Below are 24,306 nucleotides of genomic sequence, written 5' to 3' on the forward strand. Positions count from 1 at the left end.
TGGAAGTACCGATGCAAGCAACTGAACAAGCAGTAGAGATGGATACGATTTCCGGCTGGGTGCGCCGCTGGGCGCCCCTTATCCCCGGCGGCGAAGTGCTGGACCTGGCCTGCGGCAGCGGCCGCCATGCGCGCCACCTGGTGACCCTGGGCCATCCCGTGATCGCGCTGGACCACGATCCGGAAATGCTGGAAAAGGCGGCCGGCCCCGGTATCGTCACCTCGCTGGTGGACCTGGAAGCGCCGGGCGCCGTCTGGCCGTTCGCGGCCGGGCGCTTTGCCGGCATCGTCGTCACCAATTATCTGCACCGGCCCCTGCTGGAGGCGATGATCGCCAGCCTGGCGCCCGATGGCGTGCTGCTGTATGAAACCTTTGCCGAAGGCAATGAGCAGTTCGGCAAGCCGTCGAATCCGAAGTTCCTGCTGAAGGAAGGCGAATTGCTGGCCTGGGCCCTGGAGCAGGGCTTGCGCGTGGTGGCGTACGAGGATGGACGCGTGGAACAGCCAAAAGCTGCTCTGGTGCAACGAATTTGCGCCGTCCGGCCAGATTTTCCACGGTTGGCAGCCCTGCTGCCGACGTTTTGAACGGGCTTTCTAAGTCAGAATGCACCACAGGCGCGGGCTATCCGCTACAATCGTTGTTTTATTTATCGGCGCTATAAACTTACTATGATCAAGGGCAGCATTGTAGCAATCGTCACCCCGATGCACGCGGACGGCAGTCTGGACTTTCCAGGTCTGCGCAAGCTGATCGACTGGCATATCGCCGAGGGGACGGACGGCATCGTCATCGTTGGCACCACGGGCGAATCGGCAACAGTGAGCGTGGAAGAGCACTGCGAACTGATCCAGTTGACCGTCGAGCACGCCAAGGGACGCATTCCTATCATCGCCGGCGCCGGTGGCAATTCCACGGCCGAAGCCATCAAACTGACGCGCTATGCGAAAGAAGCGGGCGCCGATGCTGTCTTGCAAGTGGTGCCGTACTACAACCGTCCTACCCAGGAAGGCATGTACCAGCACTTCAAGGCCATCGCCGAAGCCGTCGACATTCCCGTGATCCTGTACAACGTGCCGGGCCGCACGGTTGCCGACATGAGCAACGAGACCATCGTGCGCCTGTCGGCCATCCCGAATATCGTCGGCGTGAAAGATGCAACGGGCAATATCGGCCGCGGCGTCGATTTGCTGCGTCTGGTGCCGGCCGACTTCGCCGTGTACTCGGGCGATGACCCGACGGCCATGGCGCTGATGTTCTGCGGCGGCCACGGCAACATTTCCGTGACGGCCAACGTCGCCCCGCGCGCCATGCACGAACTGTGCGTGGCAGCCATGGCGGGCGAGCGCGCCAAGGCCATTGCCATCAATAACAAAGTTTTCCCCCTGCACCAGAAATTGTTTGTCGAGCCCAATCCGGTGCCCGTCAAATGGGCGCTGGCCGAAATGGGCATGATGCCTGCGGGCATACGCTTGCCACTGGTGCCGCTGGCGGAGAATTGCCATGCCACCGTGCGCGACGCCTTGCGCGACGCGGGTGTCCTGTCTTAAGCCCGGACTTTATGCCCGGACTCGACCAGTCCGGACCTTCCCTGATTTCAGCTGCTACTTAGCTTCTTATCCAGTTACGACATGACTAATTGCAAGAAAACCAAACCGGCGCCCGCCACCATCGCCGTCCGCGGCATCGTCATCGGCGCCGTCGCAGCCAGCCTCGCGGGCTGCGGCATGATCAGTTCGGTGGTCGGTGGCGACAAGGTCGACTACAAGTCGGTCAAGAAAGCCAGCACCCTGGACGTGCCGCCTGACCTGACGCAATTGCAACAGGACAACCGCTACTCCCTGCCGGATTCGAAAAACGGCGTGGCCACGGCTTCCGGCTACAATGCCCAGCGCAATGCCGTGGCGGGTACGCCCGTCGTCGTGGGTGCCGATGGCGCGGTCGGCGTGGTGCCCGTCACGGCGGGCGGCGTCAAGGTCGAGCGCGCGGGCAACCAGCGCTGGCTGGTGGTCAAGCAGTCGCCTGAAGTGCTGTGGCCGCAACTCAAGCAGTTCTGGGAAGATTCGGGCTTCACCATCGCCGTGGACCAGCCGACGGCGGGCATCATGGAAACCGAGTGGAACGAAAACCGCGCCAAGGTGCCGCAGGACTTTATCCGCAGCACCATCGGCAAAGCCTTCGATTCGCTGTACTCGACGGGTGAAAAAGACAAGTTCCGCACCCGCGTGGAACGCCTGGCCGACGGCTCGACAGAAATCTACATCAGCCACCGCGGCGTGGAAGAGGTCGTTACTGGCCGCGACAAGGAAACCACCACCTGGACGGCGCGTCCCAACGATCCGGGCCTGGAAGCGCAATTCCTGGCCAAGCTGATGACGCGCCTGGGCGCGGCCAGCGACGACGCGCAGGCGAAGACGGCCGTCGATGCCGCCATCGTGCAGCCGCAGCACGCCAAGCTGGTGGGCGACGCCGCCACGCCGGCGCGCGCCATCGAAGTCGACGAAGGTTTCGACCGCGCCTGGCGCCGTGTCGGCCTGGCGCTGGACCGCGTCGGCTTCACCGTGGAAGACCGCGACCGTACGCAAGGCACGTATTTCGTGCGCTACGTCGATCCCGACGTGACCAAGAAAGACGGTTTCTTCTCGAAACTGTTCAGCTGGGGCTCGTCGTCCGACAAGGACAAGGAAGCGCAGCGCTACCGCGTGCTCGTCAAGGCCGGCAATGGCTCGACCAGCCTGGTCAGCATCCTCAGCAACGAAGGCAAGCCGGACGTCTCGCCCGTGGCCGAGAAGATCCTGGGCCTGCTGAACGACCAGTTGAAATAAGCAAGGTGATAGCGGCAGGGTGTAAAACCTGCCGCGCATTAGAAAAGGCTGGCTCCGGAAACGGGGTCAGCCTTTTTTATTATGCAGGCACCTGGGCGCAGCAACGCCCAACAAGACCCTGGCGAGCGACGATGAGTTGTGGCCAGGAGGCGCAAGCGTACTTGAGTGCAAGGGCGCCGACGCCGGGCCGGTGCGCATCGCAGGCCGCAAGGCGCAGCGCGCAGCAGGTTTGGTTGGGCGTTTACCCAATAAAAAAGCCGGCCCGAAGGCCGGCTTTCTCTAGTGCAGGGTGCTAAATTACTTAGCAGCCGATGCAGCAGCCGAAGCAGCCGAAGCAGCGTCGGTAGCGGCCGAAGCGGCAGCCGAAGCAGCAGCAGCAGCGTCGGTAGCGGCCGAAGCAGCAGCGTCAGCAGCAGCAGCTGGAGCAGCTTCAACTGCTGGTGCTGGTGCTGGGGTTTCAACTACTGGTGCTGGTGCAGGAGCTTCTTCTTTTTTGCTGCAAGCAGCCAGAGCAACAACCATCAGGGAGGCGATCAGCAGGGATTTTTTCATTTGTTTTCCTTAATTATTTCAAAAAATAAATCAACATTGTTGCGATGAATAATTACCGGTAATTATCGCTCGTTAGGTCGTCTTCGAAGGCTTTTCGTACCAGGTGGTGCCTGCCAGACAACGGAAACTTCCTAACCGAATATTATAGCGATTTTTGGTGCGTCGCAATAGGAGCAAGAGGCAAAAACGCAACTATTTTGTGATATCGCAATAATTGCCGAAGCAAATTGCAAGCAAGTGTAAGTGTTTTGCGAAAGCGCGACAAAACGATATAAAAATATTATGCTTTATTGCGCTAGCGCAGAAGCTCTTATCCTGGTTGCGGTAATACCAATGCGGCTATGCGGCGCACATTCAGGCCAGTTCTATCCAGCCATCCTGATACCACGTATATAACGCATCCATCACGTCATCGGAAGCCAGGGCCACGGCGGCGCCGTCGAGCGCGCGTTCGTTTGCCAGGGTTTCCAGGGCCGCTTTATCGGCCTTGCCAATGGCAAACGATTCGCCATTGATAAAGACATTCTTGCCACGATACAGCATCAACGTCTTGCGCGACAACACGACACCCTTCTTCCGTGCGGCGTCCGTGAAGCGGCCCACCGTCAGGGGCTTCGACAGTGGCGTAAAGAACACATTGTGCTTCGGTTCCGACAGGTGCTCGCCCAGGAAGATGGTGACGTCTTCTTCCGTGAAGCGCACCTTGTTCATCTCTTCCGTGATGGTGGCGAGCATGTCGCGGGGGATTTCGGCCGGCTTGGCGGAGGCTTTCAAGTCAGGATCGCTGTAAATGCCCGGCAAGTCGATGGAGTCGGCCATGAACTGCAAAAAGGCTTCGCCCAGTTCCTGGAACGATGGCGAGCGGAAACCGATCGAATACGTCTGGCAATCGCCGATGGCCACGCCGTCGTGCGCGTAGTGGGGCGGCAGGTACAGCATGTCGCCCGGTTCCAGGGTGAATTCCTCGTCCGGCGTGAAATTGCTGAGGATTTTCAGCGGCAGGCCGTCGATCAGGCTCAGGTCCTTCTGCGCGCCGATGCGCCAGTGGCGCTTGCCCTGGCCTTGCAGCAGGAACACGTCGTAGGAATCGAAATGGGGACCCACGCCGCCGCCATCGGTGGCGAAGCTGACCATCAGGTCGTCGAGGCGCGCATCGGGCAGGAAGCGGAACTGGCGCAGCAGGGCGTCGGCCTTGGCGCTGTGCAGGTTGGCGCCCTGTACCAGCAGGGTCCATTCCTTCTGTTTCAGCGAAGGCAGGCTGGTCAACGGACCTTGCTGCATGTTCCAGTGGCCGTCGGCATGGCTGACGAGGCGCGATTCGACGTGGTCCAGGGTGGCCAGCTCGGCCAGGGCCTTGAAATCGAACAGGGCCTTGAAGCCTGGCACGGCTTGCCGGATCAGCAAGGGTTTTTTATGCCAGTAGTCGCGCAGGAATTGCGCAGGCGTGATATCGCCGAGGAGAGTTAATGTTTTCATGCGCCCATTATAACAACCGGAAATGCAGGAATGCGCCTGCCGTTGGCGGCGTGAAGGTATAATTTGCCAGCTTATACAATGAAAGGAAGCATAATGAAGATTGCCAAGAATACGGTCGTGACTGTCAACTACAAACTGTCAGACGCGCAAGACAATCTGATCGAAGATGGCCGCCAGCCGATGGTCTACCTGCACGGTGATTATGAAAACACCCTGCCGAAGATCGAAGAAGAGCTCGACGGCAAGGAAGTTGGCTATTCCAACACGATCCAGATCGAACCGGATGATGCTTTCGGTGAATACGATCCCGCCCTGGTCAAGGTCGAGCCGCGCAACCGCCTGCCGGAACCGCTGGAAGTGGGCATGCAGTTCGAAGGCATGCCGGAAAGCGATTCGACGGACGAAGAAGCGATGATCTTCACCGTGACCGATATCGCCGACGACAAAGTCGTGCTGGACGGCAACCATCCGCTGGCCGGCATCGCGCTGCGCTTCTCGCTGACCGTTGCCGACGTGCGCGCAGCCACCGACGAAGAAATCGCCCATGGCCACGTACATGGCGCGCATGGCCACGACCATGGCGATGAAGATGATGAAGGCGAAGAGGGCGACCACTTCCGCACCCATCCTATTCATTAATACCTGAGCAAACCTGCTGCGCGGCGCGTGTTGCGGCCGGCGATGCTCACCGGCCCGGCGCCCCGTACTCCAGTACGGTTGGGCTGCTCGGCTACAAAGCACTGCCGCTCGTGGCGGTTTTGTCAGGCGTCGTGACGCCTGTTGTTGCTTGGATAAAGGCTGGCTTTGCGTCAGCCTTTATTGATTGCGGCGCACGTTTATCGGCGCAGCGTCGACGCCCTGGCCCGTGCCTGCGTCGAGGGCCGGCTGGCCCGTTGACGCACCTCAAATAGCGGCGTCTTTCCGGGACGCACGGCGATGGCGGACCAGTCGCTGTCGATGCTGACGTGGCCCAAGTTGCCTTTCCAGCGGATTTTCGGCCCCTCGCTCCTGGCGGCGGCTTTCTTGCCCTTGCCGTCCTTGCCCTCCGTTTCGATGCCGCCCGTATCGACCAGCAATACCTTGCCGCTGAATTTCTTCGCCAGGGTGCGGATCTGCTTGCGCGGTCCGGCAAAGCCATCCTGTTTCGAGCTGAAGCTGGGCAGCAGCGAACTGTCGTCGTCGTCCAGCACGCCCACGTCGCCATCGGAAAACAGCACGATGCCGTCGAGCTGCTTGCGCTGCGCCATGGCGAACAAGCGCTGCAGCCAGGAACGGTTGGCCACGAGACGGTCTTCGAATTCGCTGTTGCGGCCCGCTTCCGGCAGGAAGTGGTTGTTGTTCGCGGGCAAGTTGACGGTGGCAAACAGCACGCCGCCGTATTCCCAGTGGGCATTTTCCGCATAGCTGCGGAATTTTGCCGTCGACGACAATCGCGACAGGGTCAGCTTGCGCTGGCCCAGGCTCTGGTCATCCGCAAAATACACGTCGCGCAGGCGGTTCAGGCGTTCGATGGCGTTGATGCGGCCGCGCGAATTGCGGCAGCTGGCCCAGTCGCTGGCCGACAGCGAGACGATCAGCGGCGGGGCGCTGGCATCCAGCAAATCCTTGCGCTGGCCATACAGCTTGTCGCTGCACGACTCGCTGGCGGCCTTGATGCCCGTCGCCACGACGAAGGCGGCATTGAAGGCGCTCGTCTCGGCGATGGCCTTTTTCAGGGGCGCGTCGTCCGGCCCCGCCTTGAAGGAGTGGCCCAGCACGGCAAACTCGAAGCCGGCCTGGTCGCCAGGGGCGGCCAGCGCCCCTGGCCACGCCAGGCTGGCGGCCAGCAGGCCGGCTGCCAGCAGGGGCAGGCGAGCGATGCTGCGCCGGAGCGTCATGCGGCGGCCAGCCGTTTCAACTGGTACAGCTGTTCCAGCGCATCGCGCGGCGTGAGCGCATCCGGATCGAGGTCGGCGATGGCGTCGAGCAAGGCTTGCTGCGCCGCGTTCAGCGCGGCCAGCGGCGCTGCCGCCTCTTCTTCGTCCTCTTGCGCATACGGATCGGCGGCCGGCATGGCGAACAGGTCGCGCTGCGGCGTGGCGTCGAGCGCCTGCGCTTCCAGGCGCGCCAGGTGCTTGCGCGCCGCCTTGATCACGGGCTGCGGCACGCCGGCCAGCTGCGCCACCTGCAAGCCGTAGCTTTGCGAGGCGGGGCCGGCCTGCACGGCGTGCAGGAAGACGATGCTGTCCTTGTGTTCGACGGCGGACAAATGCACGTTGGCGGCGCTCGGATGACTGTCCGGCAGTTGCGTCAGCTCAAAGTAGTGCGTGGCAAACAGGGTGAAACTACGGCTGGTATCGATCAGGTGGCGCGCGATGGCCCAGGCCAGGGCCAGGCCGTCGAAGGTGGACGTGCCGCGGCCAACTTCATCCATCAGCACCAGGGAGTGCTCGGTGGCGCCGTTCAGGATGGCGGCCGATTCCGTCATTTCCACCATGAAGGTCGAGCGTCCGCCCGCCAGGTCGTCGGTGGCGCCGATGCGCGTGAAGATGCGGTCGATGGGGCCGATCGTCGCGGAAGCGGCCGGCACGTAGCTGCCCACGTAGGCCAGCAGGGTGATCAGGGCCACCTGGCGCATGAAGGTCGATTTACCGCCCATGTTCGGGCCCGTGATCAGCAGCAGCCGGCGCTCGTTGACGAAGCGGCAGTCGTTGGCGATGAAGCGCTCGATCTGCTTTTCCACCACCGGGTGGCGGCCTTCGACGATGTTGATGCACGGCTCGTCGACCAGTTGCGGCGCAGCCCAGTTGTGCTGCTGCGCATGTTCCGTCAGCGCATTCAGGGTGTCGAGCTGGGCCAGGCCCTGCGCAATCGTCTGCAAAGTGCCGATGTGCGGCGCCAGGTCGGCCAGCAGCAGGTCGTACAGCAGTTTTTCGCGCACGAGGGCCTTGTCCTGCGCCGACAGGGCCTTGTCTTCGAACACCTTGAGTTCCGGCGTGATGTAGCGCTCGGCGTTTTTCAGGGTCTGGCGGCGGCGGTAGTCGTCCGGCACCTTGTCCGTCTGGCCGTGCGTGACTTCGATGTAGAAGCCATGCACCTTGTTGTATTCGACGCGCAGGTTGGCGATGCCCGTGCGCGCCCGTTCGCGCGTTTCCAGGTCGAGCAGGAACTGGCCCGCGTTTTCCGACAGGGCGCGCAGTTCGTCCAGTTCCGCGTCGAAGCCGGTGGCGAACACGCCGCCGTCGCGCACCATGGCGGCCGGTTCCTGCGCCACGGCGCGCACCAGCAAGTCCAGGCAGGCCATCGGCGTCGCCAGGGCAGTATGGATGGCGGCCAGCAAGCCGCTTTCGCCGCCCTGGCCATGGCCATAGCAGCGCACCACGTCGCCGCGCAGGGCCGGCAGTTGCAGCAAGCCGTCGCGCAGGGCGGCCAGGTCGCGCGGACGGGCCGACAGCAGGGCGATGCGCGTGGTGATGCGTTCAATGTCGGGCACTTGCGCCAGGGTGGCGGCCAGCGGCCCCGCCGCTTCGCTTTGCGCCAGCGCGGCGATGGCTTCATGGCGTGCGCGGGCCACCTTCTGGTCGCGCCGCGCATGGTGCAGCCAGTGGCGCAGCATGCGCGAACCCATGGCGGTGCGGCAATGATCCAGCAGCGAGAACAAGGTGGGCGACTCCTGGCCGCGGATGGTTTCCGTCAGTTCCAGGTTGCGTCGCGTGGCCGCATCCAGGCCGATGAATTCGCTTTCCGTCTCGGTTGTCAGCGAGCGCACGTGCTGCAAGCCCCGTCCCTGCGTCGATTGCGCATAGCGCAGCAGCGCGCCGGCCGCGCCGAACGCGGCGCCCAGGCCATCGGCGCCAAAGCCCGTCAAGGTCGCCACGCCCAGCTGGTCGAGCAGGGCCTTGTGGCCGCCCACCACGTCGAAATGCCAGTCCGGCACGCGGTTGATGTGCGTGCCCGCATAATCGTCGAACAGGCTGCCATTGTCGCCGCTGAGGATTTCCGCCGGCACGATGCGCTCTAGCTCCTGCTGCAATCGCACGGCCACGGTGGCGCTGTCGCCGGAAAACTCCATCAGTTTCAAGGCGCCGCTGGCCAGCGACAGCCAGGCCAGGCCCGTGGTCACCGTCTTGCGCTGCGTGATGCTGCACATGGCCAGCAGCGGGCGCTCGGCCTTCTCGGGCAGCAGGTCCGCATCCGTCAGGGTGCCGGGCGTGACGACGCGCATGACCTTGCGCTCGACCGGACCCTTGCTGGTGGCCGGGTCGCCGATCTGTTCGCAGATGGCCACCGACTCGCCCAGCTTGACCAGCTTGGCCAGGTAGCCGTCCAGCGAATGAAACGGCACGCCGCACATTTTAATCGGGTTGCCGCTGGCCACGCCGCGCGCCGTCAGGGTAATGCCCAGCAGGCGCGACGCTTTTTCCGCATCCTCGAAAAACAGCTCGTAGAAATCGCCCATGCGGTAAAACACCAGCATCGTCGGGTGGTTTTCCTTGATGCCCATATATTGTTGCATCATGGGCGTGAGCTTTTCAGCCGAATTCTTCTTTGCCGCGGCGGCGTTGATTTCTTTTGGGACGGTGGTCATGTGTTCTTTGTCGTTGGTCCGGCGGCAGGAAAACGCATGCCTGCCGGGCTGTGGGTGGTGCTGTATGCGTGCCAGGCCGCACCAGTGGGCGCAGCTCGGGTTAAGGCCGTCATTTTACCGCTTTCGGCGGGCGGGGCGGCGTATTGCGTGCGGGTGTGAAAAAGCCGCGCCGGAGGAGGTGGCGCGGCTTTATGTGCTCACGGACGTAATCCGCTGTTGAATGGCAACGTCGAGTAGAAATGTTATAACGTTGTATCGCCGCCCACCGAGCTTTCCGGCATCAAGCCGCCAGACACTTCCTCGATTTCGTTGCTGTTCAATTCTTGCATGGCATTTACCTCAGTTTTCAAGATTAAGACTGACAAGCCGCACCGATGAATATCGGCGCAACGTGGATGTATGTCGGTGGCATTGGGTAGCGCACCAGTATCTGCAGGTACATTCCTAGCCCAGGCCGAACGTGCCTCCCACCGAGCCTTCCGGCATCAAGCCGCCAGAGACTTCTTCGATTTCGTTGATGTTTAATTCTTGCATGGTATTGACCTCAGTTTTGAAGATTAAGATGAAAAAGTCGCACCGATCGGATGCATGGCAGGGTCTTTATGTACCCGTACGGATTACATATCGATGGAGCCACCCACCGATGCTTCCGGCAGCAAGCCGCCCGATACTTCCTCGATTTCGTTGACGTTTAATTCTTGCATGGTATCTATCTCAGTTTTCAGGATTAAAACTAACAAGCCGCACCGATGGCTATCGGCGTGTCATCTCTTACAAGCTGCCGTTGCCGCCGACCGAGCTTTCCGGCATCAGCCCGCCAGAGACTTCCTCGATTTCACTGCCGTTTAATTCTTGCATCGCTATCACCTCACAATTAAGACTTGCGAAATTGCAAACCAAATCTATCGTAAAACATTTATTGCAACATGCCAAGACTTATACGGCTGCCTGCGTTTCCTGCATCACATCCTGCACAATATTTCCCTGCCGAAGCACGACTACCCTTTGCGCCATGGCGATGGTTTCCGGGCGGTGCGCGACGATCACGCGCGTGAGGGGGATTTTCCGGATCGCCGCATTGACGGCTTGCTCGTTGTGCGTATCCAGGTGGCTGGTCGCTTCGTCGAGCACCAGCAGTTTCGGGTTTTTATACAGTGCACGGGCCAGCAGGATGCGCTGTTTCTGGCCGCCGGACAGGCCGCTGCCGATGTCGCCCACCAGGGTATTGAAGGCCATCGGCATGGCGGCGATTTCCGCATGCACGGCTGCCAGGTGCGCGCAAGCCTGCACCTGCTGGTAATTGGGTGAGGGGGCAAAAAAGCTGATGTTGTCGGCGATGGAGCCGGCAAACAGGGTGTCTTCCTGCATGACCGTGCCCAGCAATTGCCGGTAGTTCGCCAAGCCCAGGCTGCCCAGCTTGATACCGCCGACGAGGATTTCGCCTTCAGTCGGTTCCAGCAAGCCCAATAGCAATTTCATGAGTGTCGTCTTGCCGCAGCCGGATGGGCCGGTGATGGCGATGCACTGGCCGGCGGGAATGTGCAAATTGAGGCCGCTCAATACATAGGGTTCGCTGGCGGCGTAGCGGAAGGTGAGGTTGCGGATCTCGATCGATGGCGAAATGTCGTCCATGTCCACCTCGACGTCGCTGCCATCGGCTTCCGCGTCCGTCAGGACGATGTCTGCGACGCGCTCGCCATGCAGGCGCAGCATGCGCAATTCAAACAGTTTGTCGACCAGGCTGGCCATGCGCTGGCTGAACTGGTCCTTGTAGCTGACGAAGGCGAACAGCATGCCGACCGAAAAACGGTTATCCAGCACGGCCAGCGCCGCCATCCAGATGACGATCACCCGCTCGGCGCTGAACAGCAGGGTATTGGCGGTCTGGTAGGACACCGATAACTTGGCGATGCGCAGGTCGGCATTGAACTGGTCGGCCAGCGCGTTGGTCCAACTGGCGCGGCGCTCGGCGGCGCGGCCGAACAGGCGGATGCTCTGGATGCCGCGCACGGATTCCAGGAAGTGCGTTTGTTGTTTGGCGGCATGGATGATCTGCTCGGCCGTCGCCTCGCGCATGGCCTTGAACAGGACCCAGCGCAGCAACACGTACAGCAGCACGGCAATGCAGGCCACGCCCGCCAGCAAAGGGCTGTAGACCAGCATCATGCCCAGGGTGGCCAGCACCAGCACGCCGTCGATGGCACCTTCGACGAATTGCGTCGTCAGGCTGCGCTGCATGGTCTGGATGGAATTGAAGCGCGAGACGATGTCGCCCGTGTGGCGCTTCTCGAAATACGGCAGCGGCAGCTTCAGCAAGTGGGCGAAAGCGTTGCCCAGCCATTGTAAATTCAGATTCGTGGCCAGCACCGTGGTGATCCAGGAACGCACGGCGCCGATGGCCGTCTGCACCAGCACCAGCAGCAGGAAGCCACAGCCAAGCACCGTGATCAGGTCGCGGTCGGCGGCCAGTAAGGCTTCATCGACCAGCCACTGCATGTAGAAGGGCGCCACCAGCGCGCATACCTGCAGGGCCAGGCCCAGCACCAGCAATTGCAGCAGCCCGCGCTTCAGACCCACCACGCGGCCCATCAGCGAGAGCAGCGAAAACTGCTGCTTTTCCTCGGCCTTCTTGAATTCGGCGGTGGGCGTCAGTTCCAGCGCCACGCCCGTAAAGTGTTTCGCCACTTCCGCCAACGCCAGGCGGCGCTCGCCCACGGCCGGGTCGTGGATCACGGCATGGCTGCCGGAGACGGATTTGAGCACGACAAAATGGTTCAAGTCCCAATGCAGGATGGCCGGCAGTTTCAGCTCGGGCAAATGCTGCATGTCGAGTTTCAAGGGACGCGCATGCAGGGCCAGTCCCTGTGCCATGGCCATCAACCCTTTTAAAGTCACGCCTTTCAAGGACACGGAAAAGCGCCGGCGCATGCTGGAAATATCGGATTGGTGGCCCCAGTAGCTGGCCACCATCGACAAACAGGCCAGGCCACATTCGGCCGCTTCCGTTTGCAGCAGGACGGGCAGGCGCTGGCTGCGCCAGAAGGACAGGTGGGCGAGATCAGGAAGATGCATGAGTATTGGGGAAGATCAATGTGGGGCTTACAGGCGCCCGGAAATGCTGAACAGGGGTTCAAGCACCCATTCATACAGGCGCCGCTGTTCCAGCAGCACGCTGGCGTCGACCAGCATGCCCGACTTCAGGGGCAGGGTTTCGCCATACGCCTGCACGCTCTGGCGCTGCAAGCTCAAGCGAATGCGGTACAAGGGTTCATTGCCGGTACCGCTGACGGCGCCCGGCACCGCCAGCTCTTCGGGCCGCAGCGAGGTGCTGGCCACTTCGCGTACCAGCGCCGGATACTGGCCGAATTTCTGGTACGGATACGCCTGGTAGCGCAGCAGCACTGTCATGCCAGGCTTGATGAAGCCGACCGAGCGCGACGGCGCATAGATTTCCGCCTCCAGCTGGGCGCCTTGCGGCAGCACGGAGGCCAGCACGCTGTTGGCTGCCACGGTCTGGCCCAGCTCGGTGGTGATGGCCGTGACCATGCCGTCCTGCGCCGCGCGCACGAGGATTTCGCGGCGCGCTTCGTTTTCGGTGAGTTCCTGCTCGATCTCCGTTGCATTGCGCTGCAAGTCTTGCGTATCGCGCTGCGCCTGCACCTGCAAGTCGCGCACGTCCGCTTGCGTGGTGGCGAGGTCGCGCTGGCTGGCCGACTTGATACGCTGCAATTCCGCCAGGCGCTGGTGCTGGTCCAGCAGTTCGGCCTGCTTATCCTGCAGCTGCGCCGACGAGATGTAATGGGTAGCGTGCAGGTCGCTGTAGCGCTGGTACGATTGTTCCTCCAGGGTGATGCGGCGCTGTTGCAATGAAATTTGATCGTCCATGCGGCCGATTTCCGCCGCCAGGTCGATGGCGCGGCGCTGGCCCGCCGCCATGCGCTGGCGCGCCTGCAGGCGCGACTGCTGCATTTCCGCGTCATAGCTGTCGCGCCGGCTTTTCAGCAGGGTCGAGACGACTTGCTGGGGCGCCCCCGCATTGGCGCTGCTGCGCTCGCCCGACAGCACGAACAGTACCTCGCCCGCGCGCACCGCCTGCCCCTCCTTGACGCGCACTGCGGCAATGATTCCCGCCTGGCCCGGCATGACGCGGATCACGCCGCTGGTGGGCAACAGTACGCCCTGCGATTGCGCCTTGCGCGTGGTGCTGAAGAAGAGGAAGAAAGCGACGATGGTCAGCGCGATGGCGAGGAACAGCCAGGTCAGGAACAGATGGCTGACGGGCCGCGCCAGCAATACCGTACCGTATTGTTTATTGCCCAGATGCTCGATGGCTTGCTGGCGAAACAGGGGCTGGACGGGCGGGGCACGGCTGGTGGCGGCAGCAGGGACGCTGGGTTGATCACGCAAGATGATGGACTTTTCAGGGAATGAGGGCTGTCATAACGACAGCCGTGGTATGGGCAGGCTTGCGGTTCGCCAGCGCAGTTATCTGCCTGAGCATGGGATTGCAGAGCGTATGGCTTCGGCCTCGGCTTTACAAGCCGCTGGAGCCGCCAACAGAGCTTTCCGGCAGCGGGCCGCCTGCCACTGCGTCGATTTCGTTCGTGTTTAATTCTTGCATGCTCTTCTCCTTGGTAATGTCATAAGATTTACGTTTTTTGAAAAAACATCGTAAAGCAATTGTTAAAAAAAAGCATAGATTTATTGTGGCAGGTGCTAGTGCAAGAGTTTCCTTCCAGCCGCAGATGCAGCTTCTCGCCATTGTTGCCAGGTGATAAAACAAGAGCCACGCCGGTAAATATCGGAGCGGCTCTGGATAGAAGTCTAGCTTGCGGCAGCAAAGTGCTGCCTTGCTGGAGCCACTTTACAGGGTGGTGGTTCCGCCAACCGAGCTTTCCGGCATGTTCCCACCGGATACTACTTCGATTTCATGGATTTCTAATTCTTGCATATTGTAGCCTCGCTGATTACGTTGTTTTTATGTGGATTGATGCATATGGGAAATTGCTCGCGCTGGATAATATCAACCCAAACCCCATGAATCTCCGAACGAGCTTTCAGGAATGTTTCTACCGGATACTACTTCGATTTCGTGTGTGTTTAATTCTTGCATGCTATTCATCTTAATGTTGAAAGTTAATTCATGAAGTTCAGGAGCATGGTGCACACCGATGACGACGTCGCTATGCATTGCAGGATTAGCCTAGGCCGATCGATCCACCTACTGAGCTTTCAGGGTCAAAGGAAAAGACGCGCAGTTCTGGTTGCACGCTTTCGCCGCGCATGATGCGTACGGTGATAACGAAGGATAGTTCCCAGCGGCCCGTTGCGTAACCCACATCGAGACTATGCTTCCATTGCTGGCGTATGCGGCGCAATGGCGGCAGAGCCGTGTTTTCCGACTCACCCAGCAACACCTCGGCTTCGAAGTCTAGCGGGAAGTTATAGGTGGCGCCGACGGCTTGCAAGAATGGCGATGGGGGGGCATAGACCGTCGGGACATTCGGTCCGATTTGCGTCAGTTGTGGAACTGTAATAATGCAGCAATCGACGATCTGGAACGATGTGAAACCGCTCTCCTTGGAGCCGCAGCAAGTGACGTCGAGGTAGACATGCTGACCTTGCTGGAAGTGCACGCCGCCCATGTAAGGGCCATGGCGTGGATCTGCCGTACCATCGCAGGAAGTGAAACTATAGTCGAGTTGGTTGGTGATCTGGTCTACGTCAAAATGTACGGATAATTTCATCCAAGGGCTGACAGGTGTCATATTTTACGATCTCTTTTCATATTGATAATAAATTGCTGGTAGCGAGCATCTCGCCTGAAGTTCAATAGATCGGGAGCTGTTTCGATCAGATTGAGAGGATAGCCTAGCCTGGCGGCTTCTAGTACCGCAGCCATGGCCGCATCACGGTTACCGGATAACTCGTACGTCAATGCCGCCCGGAATTGAATATCGGGTAGATGAGGGGCGATGGCAAGGGCTTTCTGCACCTTGTTCAATGCTTCTTTTTTTGTTCCCGCATAGGCTAAATACAAGGCCATCCGCGAGTTAACGGTGGCGTCGTCGGGCATTCTTGTCAAAATTGGGGAGAGCAGTTCGATGGCGCGCAGGTAAGACCGGCGTGATGCTTCAGCCTGTGCTGGTATCCAACGTTGTGCATCTGCAAGATTAGCCCACAGTTGATAAGTGCCAGGGTTCCCTTTGCTTGAGGACACTGCTTTTTCAAATGCCTGTATGGCGCCAAGATAGTCGCCTTTGGCAAACAAAGAAGTTCCCAGATTGGTATAAAGCTCCCAATTCGGCTGAAACTGCAAGCCCTGTTGCAATATACGCAAGGCTTCATCATTGCGGTTTTGACGCAAGAGTACAGCATTCAGATATGCGTAGGCATTTACAGACTGGGGATCAAGCTCTATGCTTTTGCGAAACGCCAGTTCTGCGCCGGAATAGTCGGCTTGCTGATACAGCGAAGTGCCAAGTAGTAAAGGGAACAGGCGTTCTTTTGGGTATAGAGCAGTAGCAATGTCAAGTACCTGCTTGGCCAAGTCAAATTTTTGTGCGCGGATGAGTAGGCGTGCTTTGGTGCCCAAACCGAGGAGATTGTGTGGGTCCAGGTTTAATGCTGTGGCGATTGCAGTTAGCGCCTGATCTTGCTTTCCCTGAAACTCAAGTACATGCGCATGTGCAACATGGGCTAGAGCCAATTGATTATCCAACGCCAGCGCTTGTTGTGCACTGGCATCGGCACGCTGCAGCCATGTATCATCCCGGCCATTACCGCTATAGCGCAGGGTTGAAGCCAGTGATAAACCTGCTGAGGCTGCAGCACTGTCAGGGTTGTGCTTGAGTACCGTACTGAAATGTTCGATTGCCTGCTCTTGGCTACTATCCCGATCATACACCCGCAACGCTTCCATCCCCGCCGCCATGCTGGCCATTTCCGAATACGGTGCGGGTGCTTTTTCTCCCGTGACGAACGATTTGACGGCAGGAATGATGTTGGGCAGTTGCCATCCCGCCAGCACCGCCAGCAGTGCCACACCCGCGCCCCATTTCAGCGTGCGCTTGCGGGGCAGGGGCAGGCGGATGGAGACGCTGGCGGGCGGTTCTTCCTTCGCGGGCGTCGCGTTAGCAAGGGGCGTGGCCAAGGTGAGCGGTTCCCCGCGCTGCGCCCCGATCGCCTCGCGTACGTCGCGCATGGTGCGCGGCCGTTCGGCCGGGTCGTGCGCCGTCATCGCGCGCACGAGGGCGTTGATGGCGGGCGGCACCGTTTCCGGCAGGTCGGGCCACGGCTCCGTTGCCTGCATGTGGGCGGCGGCCAGGGCCAGGCCGTTCAGGTGGGCGAAGTGGCGCTGGCCGGCCAGCATTTCGTACAGCATGGCACCCAAGGCATACACGTCGCCGCGCGTGTCGGGCAGGCGGCCCATCAGGCGCTCGGGCGCCATGTAGGCGATCGTGCCCTGCAAGTCGCACAGGGTCGTCGTTTGCGTGGCTTGCGGGTCCATGTGGCGCGCCAGGCCGAAATCGAGGATGCGCACCTTGCCATTCGCTTCCAGCATCAGGTTCGACGGTTTCAGGTCGCCATGCACGAGATCCATGGCGTGCGCCTCGTCCATGGCGTCGGCGATCTGGTAAGCGATGTCGAGCGCGGCGTGCAGGTCGGCCTTGCCGCCGTGCATGAACTGCCCCAGGGTCTGGCCTTCCACCAATTCCATGACGATGGACTGGCCCGTGCCCTGGCCCTCGATGGCGAAGATGCGCACGAAGGCCGCATGCCTGAGCGAGGCGGCCAGGCGCGCTTCATTGATGAGTTTTTCCGGATGCAGCACGTCGGCTTGCGGCTTCAGGCGCTTAAGCGCCACGCTGCGGCACAGCTTGGCATCCCAGGCCTCGAACACATGGCCGAAACCGCCTTCGCCCAGCAAGCGGCGCACTTCATAGTGACCGCTGATAGTGCCGTCTTGCAACGAGGGCTGACGCAGGGAGTCGAGCAGTTCCATATACCTTGGCTTCAGAGTGCATCAGCGTGGGCATCAGGCATCGGCATAGGGGAAGGCGATGGCTGCGTGCGCAAGATGATTGATTTTGAGTAACTTCCTGATTTAAAACGATTGTTTCGAATAAGTCAATTAATATTGGCAAGGAGTGAACAAAAATGGCGGACGAGAGGGCTTGGGCGTTTGTGCGGCATGGGGGCGGATGGTGTGCCCAGGAACGCCTGCCCGGCGCCCGTGACGTGCGGGAGGGCCGTAGGAACGCCGACCGAGCGCGAGGGGCTGCGCTGCACAGTCGGATGACGACAAGAAAGTGGTCCGCTTGCCTGATCCCGGTCGCCATGGCGGCTGCGGGGCGGGCGTCCTGGACGGGGGAGCGAATGCAGGGCCGGCTGTGAGGCAGCCGGATGTCCACGACAGGCAATTGCGGGTGGAGTCAGCCCACGCAAACGTCGATGGCCGTACCCAGCTTGTCGACGATCTCATTGACATGGCTGGCGTCGATGATGTAGGGCGGCGCCAGCAGGATGTGGTCGCCGTGCAGGCCGTCGATGGTGCCGCCCATGGGGTAGCACATCAGTCCGGCCTGCATGGCACGCGTCTTGATGCGCGCGTGCAGGCGGCGGGCCGGGTCGAAGGGTTGCTTGCTGGCGCGCTCCTGCACCAGTTCCAGGCCGAGGAACAGGCCGCGGCCGCGGATGTCGCCCACGTGCGGGTGCGCGCCGAAGCGCTGCTGCAGGCGCTCTTTCAGCAAGTCGCCCATGGCGCGCACGTTGGCCAGCAAACCGCGTTCCTCGATCTGCCGCTGCACGGCCAGGGCGGCGGCGCAGGCCGTGGCGTGACCGATATACGTGTGGCCGTGCTGGAAGAAGCCCGTGCCGGCGCGGATAGTGTCGCGGATGTCCTGCGACACCATCACGGCGCCGATGGGCTGGTAGCCGGCGCCCAGGCCCTTGGCGATGCAGATGAGGTCGGCCGTGATGCCTTCCTGCTCGCAGGCGAACAGGCTGCCCGTGCGGCCCATGCCGCACATGACTTCGTCGAGGATCAGGAGGATGCCGTGGCGCTGGCAGATCTCGCGCATGCGCGCAAAATAGCCGGCGACGGCGGGCAGGGCGCCGGCCGTGGCGCCGACGACGGGTTCGGCGATGAAGGCCATGACGTTGTCCGCACCCAGTGCGGCAATGTTGTCTTCCAGTTCCCGGCCCAGGCGCGCCACGTAGTCGCCATCCGTTTCATGGGGCGCCTGATCGCGCCAGGCGTAGCAGGGCGACACGTGGGTGACGTCGATCAGCAGCGGTTCGAACTGCTGGCGGCGCCAGGCGTTGCCGCCCGTGGCCAGGGCGCCCAGGGTGTTGCCGTGATAGCTCTGGCGGCGGGCGATGACGTGGCGGCGCTGCGGCTGGCCCCGCTCGACGAAGTACTGGCGCGCCATCTTCAAGGCGCTTTCCACGGCTTCCGAGCCGCCCGAGACGAAATACACGCTGTCGATGCCGGCAGGCGCCCGGGCGACGAGAAAATCGGCCAGTTCTTCCATCGGCGCGCTGCTAAAGAAGGAACTGTGCGCGTAGGCCATCGTGGCAATCTGCTGCTGCACGGCGGCGATCACGGCCGCATCCGAATGGCCGAGGCAGGAGACGGCGGCACCGCCGCAGGCGTCCAGGTAGCGCTTGCCGTCGGCATCGATCAGGTAGGGACCGTCGCCACCGACGGCGACAGGGTAGCTGGCGGTCAGGCTGCGGTGGAAGACATGGCTCATGGCATCGCTTTCATATCGGCAAGGGGAAGGCCGATTATAGGACGCGCCGCGTCTCGATGCAACATTTGATGTATTTGATTTTAATTTACATCATTTGATGTTTTGCATAGGCTCCCAGTGCCCGCAACTGACTTTCCGCCGCGCCGATGGCGTGCACGGCGTCCGGCCCGGCGCGCGCCACGAGCAATTCCGCCAGGCTTTCGACGGCGGCGATGCCGGCCACGATGGAAGGGAAGAACGAGGGGCTGTCGACGGCGATGACGATGCTGGCGTCGGCCTGCAGGGCCAGCGGCGAGATGGCGCTGTCGCTGATGGCGACAAGCCGGCAACCGGCCTGGCGCGCCGCCTGCGCCACCAGCAGCGCTTCGCTGGAATACGGCGCGAAGCTGATGACGACGACGGCTTCGCCCGCCTGCAGGGCGCGCAAGTCCATTTCCAGGGTGCCGCCCTGGCCGCTCAGCAACTGCACGCTGGGACGCAGCAGCCGGTACAGGTAATGCAGGGTGTAGGCGATGGGGTGGGCGGCGCGAAAGCCGGCCACGTGCACGCGGGGCGCCGCCTGCAGCAGGCTGGCGGCCGCATCCAGGGCGGCGTGGCTGGCGCTTTCCGTGGCGGCCAGGTTGCGCTGCTGCACCGTGAAGACGTCGGCGATGAGGTCGCGTTCTTTTCCCTCCTTGCCGGCGAGCGCGCCGGCCTTTTCCGCATAACCGCTCGGCCCAGCGCGCAGGCGCGCGACGAAGATGGCTTTCAGCTCCGGCCAGCCGGCAAAGCCCAGCTGCTGCGCCAGGCGCACGAGGGCGGCCGACTGCACCCGGGCCCGCGTGGCGATGCTGCGCATGGAGGACACGGCCACCTCGTCCGGATGGTCGGCCAGGTAGCGCGCGCCGGCCTGGAATTGCGGGCTCAGTTCGGCAAAGCGCGCCTTGATCAGGGCCATCAATGCCGCATGGTTATCGGGGGGTGTCGCTGCCTGCATCGCCGTGCCTCATTCAATACGTTGCGGCGATGGTACAGGATTCGTCAGCGCACCGGTAGCGGCAAGCCTGGCGCCAGGGCCGCCGTGCGCGGACGCAGGCGGGCAAACAGGTGCGGCCCGGCCGGTTTGCGGCGCGGCCCCGTCGTCAGCACGCGCAAGGCGGTGGCCAGCGGCACGTCGTGGCAGTGCAGGAACAGGGCGGCGGCACCCGTGCCGGCCATTTCCTGCAGGGCCAGTGCATGCTCCACCAGCGCCGCCGTGCGCATGTCCAGCCGCATGGGAATGTCGGGCTGGAATAATTGGGCATCGATGGGCCGTGCATCGCGCATGTGCTGTCGCCGGTCTGGATGGTCGAGCTGACAGCATAAAAGGCATGCGCTTTCCCATCTTGCGCTAAATCAATTCCCATGGCGAAGAGATGTCACAAGGCAAAAAAAACGCCAACCGTTGCCGGCTGGCGCTGAAAACCCTCGCAAGGAAGAAAAAATCATGAATCTCGACGACGTTTCGACGCCGGACAAAGCCATCGCGCGCGGCAGTGATGTGCGGCCGGGAGGCACAGCGGCACTTTGGTGCCGTGAGCCTCGCCGGCGGCAACGCGCGCCGCGCAGCCGGTTTGCTCAGGTGTGACTGCCCATGCCAAAAACGTCCAGGGTCAGGCGCCGCGCCGAAGTCAGTATGAACCGAGGCGCGGCAACAAGATCCCGGCCGGTTTTACAGGCTCCAGCGCAGGGACAGGCCGACGACCTTGTCATACCGGCGCACGTCGCGCACATACTCCGGCGAGTCGTGATAGTCGTGGTAGGTCGAGTCGAGCAGATTGTTGGCGTCCAGCGTGACGGTCATGGTCGGATTGATCTTGTACGAGATCGACGCGTCCAGGGTTTTCGTCGGTGCCACGGTCAGGTGGATGCCCTTGCCGCGATAGTTGTAGTCGTCGACGAACTTGTCGCGCCAGCTGTAGGCCAGGCGCGCCGACCACGGGCCCTGCTCGTACAGGCCGACGACGTTGGCCGACCATTTCGACATGCCCGTGAACGGATGCGAGTTGCCATCCATTTCTTCCAGCTCCCCCTTCATGTAGGTGGCGTTGGCCTGCAGGCCCAGGCCGCCCAGCCAGCCAGGCAGCTTGTCGTAGAACTGCTGGTAGGCCATCTCCATGCCCTGCAAGTGGCCCTTCGAGGTATTGCGCGGACGCGTGATGTCGTATTCGATGCCATTGTAGGTTTCCTTGGCCGAACCGGACAGGATGTAGTTCTTGAAGTTGTGGCGGAACACGGTGGCCGTGACGGAACCCGTCTGCGCGAAATACCATTCCAGGGCCAGGTCCAGGTTCTTGCCTTCCACCGGCTTCAGGTCCGGGTTGCCGCCGCCGCCCGTCGGGCGCACCATGTCCAGGCTCTGGCTCAGGGTCACGCCGGGATTGAAGTCGGCGAAGTTGGCGCGCTGGATCGCCTTGCCGGCCGTCATGCGGCCGATCAGGTCCTGGCGCAGCATGGCTTTCAAGGTCATGCTGGGCAGGACATCCGTGTCGGAGGTATTCACGCGCACGGGCGAGATGACGCCGTTTTGCGAGGAATTGCCCTGCAGGTCCTGCTTGGTCTGCACCACGCGCACGCCCAGGGTGCCGTCGAACGGCACCTGGCCCAGGTCGAAGCCGATGCGCGCCTTGCCGTAGACGGCATTGGTTTTTTCCACGTCCTGGAAGTGCGTCAGCGGATCTTCCGGGCTGCGTTCGCTGCTGCCCGTAAACAGCTGGCGCAGCAGGGCCGTGTTGTTGAGCATGAAGTCGCGGCATGGCGTGATCCAGCTTTGCAGGCCGAAGTTGCCCGTGTTCTGGTGCGAGGTGCAGGCCAGGCCGGGAATGCTGTCGGCGGTGATGGGCGAGGACAGGCCGCCCTGCACGTTCTTTTCGCGGATCGATTCGGCCTTGCGCTTGGCGATGCGCACGCCCGTGGAGAATTCACGGAAGAAGCCCGTGCTGTCCATGTCGTAGGTGGCGTCCGCGCGCCAGTCGGTGGAGCTGCCTTCGTCGTGGCTGTGGTTATCGTAGAAGCCGAGCAGGGTGTAGTTCTTCGGATCGGCCATGTTGTAGCCGGGGTAGCTGATCTGCGCCCCGCCGTTGACATTCGTGCTGCCGATGACGCTGGTCGGATGGGCGAGGAAGTCGAGGATGGGGAATTCACGCTCGAAGTTGCTGACCGTGCGCGCCAGTTCCGTGGTTACGCGCAGTTGCGGCGTGACGTCCCAGCGCGCGCCGATGGCGCCCTGCGAACCGATCGAGCGGTCGCGCCGCGCCTGGGTCGAGCCGAGCGTGAACGGCGACCATGGGCCATCGATCTTGCCCACCGTGCCGGCCTGGTTGGTGCCGGGGATCAGGGTGATGTCCGGGTCCTGGCCCCATGGCAGCGCGCCGACGAAGAACTGGCTGTCGAAGGCATGCTTGATCAGGGTCGACATGCCTTCCGCATAGACTTCCACCTGCGAGTTCGGGCGCCACTGGAAGGCGGCGTTGGCGGCGTAGCGCTTGCGGTCGCCCACGGTGGGAATCATGCCGACGGAATCGGGACCCGTGATGTTGCCCGCTTCCGGACGCACCACCGGTTCGGCATTCCAGATCGTCTCGTCATAGTATTTGCTGCGCTGGTAGGACAGGCCGACCAGGGCGCCGATTTCGCCGTACTGAGTCTTCCAGCGGTTCGAGACCATGCCGCTCAGATTGGGATCGGTGGAGCCGGACTTGTCGCGGTGCTCGACGCGCGTGTTCACCGACGAGGTGAAGCCCTTGAAGTCGAACGGGCGGTTGGTGCGCACGTCGATCACGCCGGCCGTGCCGCCTTCGACCATGTCGGCGCCCTGCGATTTATACACGTCCACGCGCTGCAGCATGGCCGTCGGGATGTCGGCCAGGTACAGGCTGCGGCCCACCGAGGTAAACATCTCGCGGCCGTTGAGCAGGGTCACCACGCCGGGCAAGCCGCGGATGATGACGCCGCCCGCTTCGCCGCCTTCGCGCCGCACCTGCACGCCCGTCACGCGGCCGAGGATTTCGGCGACGTTCTTGTCGGGGAATTTGCCGATTTCATCGGCGACGATGGAGTCGACCACCTGGTCGTTGTTCTTCTTGATCGTCTGCGCGCTCTGTGCGGCGCGGCGCACGCCCGTGACGGCCACCACGGCCATGCCCGGCGTGTCAGCCGTCGCTGCGGCCGGCGCCTCTTGCGCTTGCGTGGCCTGCGTGCTTTCCACCGTGGCGGGTTCGACGGCCGGAGCCTGCTGCGCCCAGACGGAAGCGCTGCTCAGCAGGCCGGCACCGGCCAGTGCCGCCACCGTCGCCTTCAAGGTCAAGCGTGTATTGTGCCGGGACGTGGGGGTGCCCGTTGCTATCGATTGGTTCATCTTGTCTCCACCTGTATTTTAGTTATGTTGAGAACGCTGCGGCAGTGGCCGCCAGAGCTGAAACTTGCTCAAGAATCATGGTATGGGGAATGACTTTGCCCCACAAATCACTTCTTTTGCGATGTCAATATCAATTCCGGTATCCCTGCTGCATTCATGCGCCCTGGCGGCGCGGGCGCATCCGCCGCGCTGCCGCATGCCCCGTTGCAGGTGCTCCACACGCGATGAAAAATAGTTTTGTATTTTGTGCGGCTTGCCGCGTTGAGACAGGGATGCAGCGGCGCCAGCGCGGCGCGCCGCCATCCCACTCACTGAAAGGAAATCGCATGTCCACACTCACCACGATCACCACCACGAGCGCCAGCACCGCCACCACCTTCCTGCTGCAGCACCTGCAGGCCGAGGGCTACCAGGCCAGCACCGACAGCGACGGCGACATCGTCTTCCGCTTTGAAGGCATGGGCTATGTGCTGTGCTTTGACGCGGACGATGCCGCATTTGGCAAGCTGCTGCTGCCGAATGTCTGGCCGATCGAGTCGCCCGGGGAGCAGCAGCGCGTGCTGGCGGCACTCGATGAAGTCAACCGCCGCATCAAGCTGGTGAAGGGCCACGTGCTGCGCGGCCAGGTGTGGTTCTGCGTCGAGATGCTGCTGCTCGAACAGCAGCACTGGGCGCACTTCCTGGCGCGCGCCACGCGCTCGATGGCGCATGCGGCTTCGCTGTTCGCCAATGAAATGCGCGCCAGCGCGGAGTAAG

At 62.0% G+C, this 24,306-nt stretch carries 18 protein-coding genes; 6 read left to right on the top strand and 12 right to left on the bottom strand.

Going from position 1 to position 24,306, the window contains the following annotated elements; genetic code table 11:
• Window positions 1–38: 38 nt before the first annotated feature.
• The 3 genes from EBS11_RS15590 (at window position 39) to bamC (ending at window position 2,822) form a co-directional block, all read left to right on the top strand.
• Window positions 39–584, top strand: coding sequence for a class I SAM-dependent methyltransferase (locus EBS11_RS15590; protein ID WP_290604120.1), 546 nt, complete (start codon window positions 39–41; stop codon window positions 582–584).
• Window positions 585–668: 84 nt separating this feature from the next.
• Window positions 669–1,547, top strand: a complete 879-nt coding sequence (dapA, locus tag EBS11_RS15595; protein WP_290604122.1) for a 4-hydroxy-tetrahydrodipicolinate synthase — start codon at window positions 669–671, stop codon at window positions 1,545–1,547.
• A gap of 81 nt (window positions 1,548–1,628) precedes the next feature.
• Window positions 1,629–2,822 carry an outer membrane protein assembly factor BamC gene (gene bamC, locus EBS11_RS15600; protein WP_290604124.1) on the top strand — a complete coding sequence of 398 codons (1,194 nt, stop codon included), beginning with the start codon at window positions 1,629–1,631 and terminating at the stop codon, window positions 2,820–2,822.
• A gap of 297 nt (window positions 2,823–3,119) precedes the next feature.
• On the opposite strand, the gene EBS11_RS15605 is transcribed toward bamC, so the two are convergent.
• Both EBS11_RS15605 and EBS11_RS15610 read right to left on the bottom strand, forming a co-directional pair.
• Window positions 3,120–3,374 (bottom strand): hypothetical protein, encoded by a 255-nt coding sequence (locus tag EBS11_RS15605; protein WP_034783358.1) that lies wholly within the window; start codon window positions 3,372–3,374, stop codon window positions 3,120–3,122.
• 354 nt (window positions 3,375–3,728) lie between these two features.
• Window positions 3,729–4,850, bottom strand: a complete 1,122-nt coding sequence (locus tag EBS11_RS15610; RefSeq protein ID WP_290604127.1) for a cupin domain-containing protein — start codon at window positions 4,848–4,850, stop codon at window positions 3,729–3,731.
• A gap of 93 nt (window positions 4,851–4,943) precedes the next feature.
• Here EBS11_RS15610 and EBS11_RS15615 point away from each other — a divergent pair, with 93 nt between their 5' ends.
• Window positions 4,944–5,489 carry a peptidylprolyl isomerase gene (locus tag EBS11_RS15615; protein ID WP_290604129.1) on the top strand — a complete coding sequence of 182 codons (546 nt, stop codon included), beginning with the start codon at window positions 4,944–4,946 and terminating at the stop codon, window positions 5,487–5,489.
• Window positions 5,490–5,686: 197 nt separating this feature from the next.
• On the opposite strand, the gene EBS11_RS15620 is transcribed toward EBS11_RS15615, so the two are convergent.
• The 9 genes from EBS11_RS15620 to EBS11_RS15660 all read right to left on the bottom strand — a co-directional run bounded on the left by EBS11_RS15620 (window position 5,687) and on the right by EBS11_RS15660 (window position 20,480).
• Window positions 5,687–6,727 carry a hypothetical protein gene (locus EBS11_RS15620; RefSeq protein ID WP_290604131.1) on the bottom strand — a complete coding sequence of 347 codons (1,041 nt, stop codon included), beginning with the start codon at window positions 6,725–6,727 and terminating at the stop codon, window positions 5,687–5,689.
• The gene (gene mutS, locus EBS11_RS15625) at window positions 6,724–9,417 is read right to left on the bottom strand and encodes a DNA mismatch repair protein MutS (RefSeq protein WP_290604133.1); all 2,694 of its coding nucleotides are present in this window, start codon (window positions 9,415–9,417) and stop codon (window positions 6,724–6,726) included. Before mutS ends, EBS11_RS15620 begins: the two co-directional genes overlap by 4 nt.
• Before the next feature lie 936 nt (window positions 9,418–10,353).
• Window positions 10,354–12,489 (bottom strand): peptidase domain-containing ABC transporter, encoded by a 2,136-nt coding sequence (locus EBS11_RS15630; RefSeq protein WP_290604135.1) that lies wholly within the window; start codon window positions 12,487–12,489, stop codon window positions 10,354–10,356.
• Between the two features lie 27 nt (window positions 12,490–12,516).
• Window positions 12,517–13,824, bottom strand: a complete 1,308-nt coding sequence (locus EBS11_RS15635; RefSeq protein WP_290604137.1) for an HlyD family efflux transporter periplasmic adaptor subunit — start codon at window positions 13,822–13,824, stop codon at window positions 12,517–12,519.
• Window positions 13,825–14,615: 791 nt separating this feature from the next.
• Window positions 14,616–15,185 carry a hypothetical protein gene (locus EBS11_RS15640; protein ID WP_099420580.1) on the bottom strand — a complete coding sequence of 190 codons (570 nt, stop codon included), beginning with the start codon at window positions 15,183–15,185 and terminating at the stop codon, window positions 14,616–14,618.
• Window positions 15,182–17,422 carry a serine/threonine-protein kinase gene (locus tag EBS11_RS15645; RefSeq protein WP_290604141.1) on the bottom strand — a complete coding sequence of 747 codons (2,241 nt, stop codon included), beginning with the start codon at window positions 17,420–17,422 and terminating at the stop codon, window positions 15,182–15,184. The genes EBS11_RS15640 and EBS11_RS15645 overlap by 4 nt, the downstream gene beginning before the upstream one ends.
• Window positions 17,423–17,852: 430 nt before the next feature.
• Window positions 17,853–19,175: an aspartate aminotransferase family protein gene (locus tag EBS11_RS15650; protein ID WP_290604142.1), complete on the bottom strand. Its 1,323-nt coding sequence runs from the start codon at window positions 19,173–19,175 to the stop codon at window positions 17,853–17,855.
• Window positions 19,176–19,260: 85 nt separating this feature from the next.
• Window positions 19,261–20,151 carry a MurR/RpiR family transcriptional regulator gene (locus EBS11_RS15655; RefSeq protein WP_290604145.1) on the bottom strand — a complete coding sequence of 297 codons (891 nt, stop codon included), beginning with the start codon at window positions 20,149–20,151 and terminating at the stop codon, window positions 19,261–19,263.
• Between the two features lie 44 nt (window positions 20,152–20,195).
• Window positions 20,196–20,480 (bottom strand): hypothetical protein, encoded by a 285-nt coding sequence (locus EBS11_RS15660; protein ID WP_290604147.1) that lies wholly within the window; start codon window positions 20,478–20,480, stop codon window positions 20,196–20,198.
• Window positions 20,481–20,640: 160 nt separating this feature from the next.
• On the opposite strand from EBS11_RS15660, the gene EBS11_RS15665 reads away from it, so the two are divergent.
• Window positions 20,641–20,781, top strand: coding sequence for a hypothetical protein (locus tag EBS11_RS15665; RefSeq protein ID WP_290604149.1), 141 nt, complete (start codon window positions 20,641–20,643; stop codon window positions 20,779–20,781).
• A gap of 84 nt (window positions 20,782–20,865) precedes the next feature.
• Here EBS11_RS15665 and EBS11_RS15670 read toward each other — a convergent pair whose 3' ends face one another.
• Entirely contained in the window at window positions 20,866–23,550 is a 2,685-nt protein-coding gene (locus tag EBS11_RS15670; protein ID WP_290604151.1) for a TonB-dependent receptor, read from the bottom strand.
• Window positions 23,551–23,876: 326 nt separating this feature from the next.
• Between EBS11_RS15670 and EBS11_RS15675 the strand changes: the two genes are divergently transcribed.
• On the top strand, window positions 23,877–24,305 hold the full coding sequence (locus EBS11_RS15675) for a YbjN domain-containing protein (RefSeq protein WP_290604153.1): 429 nt from the start codon (window positions 23,877–23,879) through the stop codon (window positions 24,303–24,305).
• Window position 24,306: the final 1 nt, after the last annotated feature.

Source organism: Janthinobacterium sp., from assembly GCF_009923995.1.
Taxonomy (GTDB): domain Bacteria; phylum Pseudomonadota; class Gammaproteobacteria; order Burkholderiales; family Burkholderiaceae_D; genus Janthinobacterium.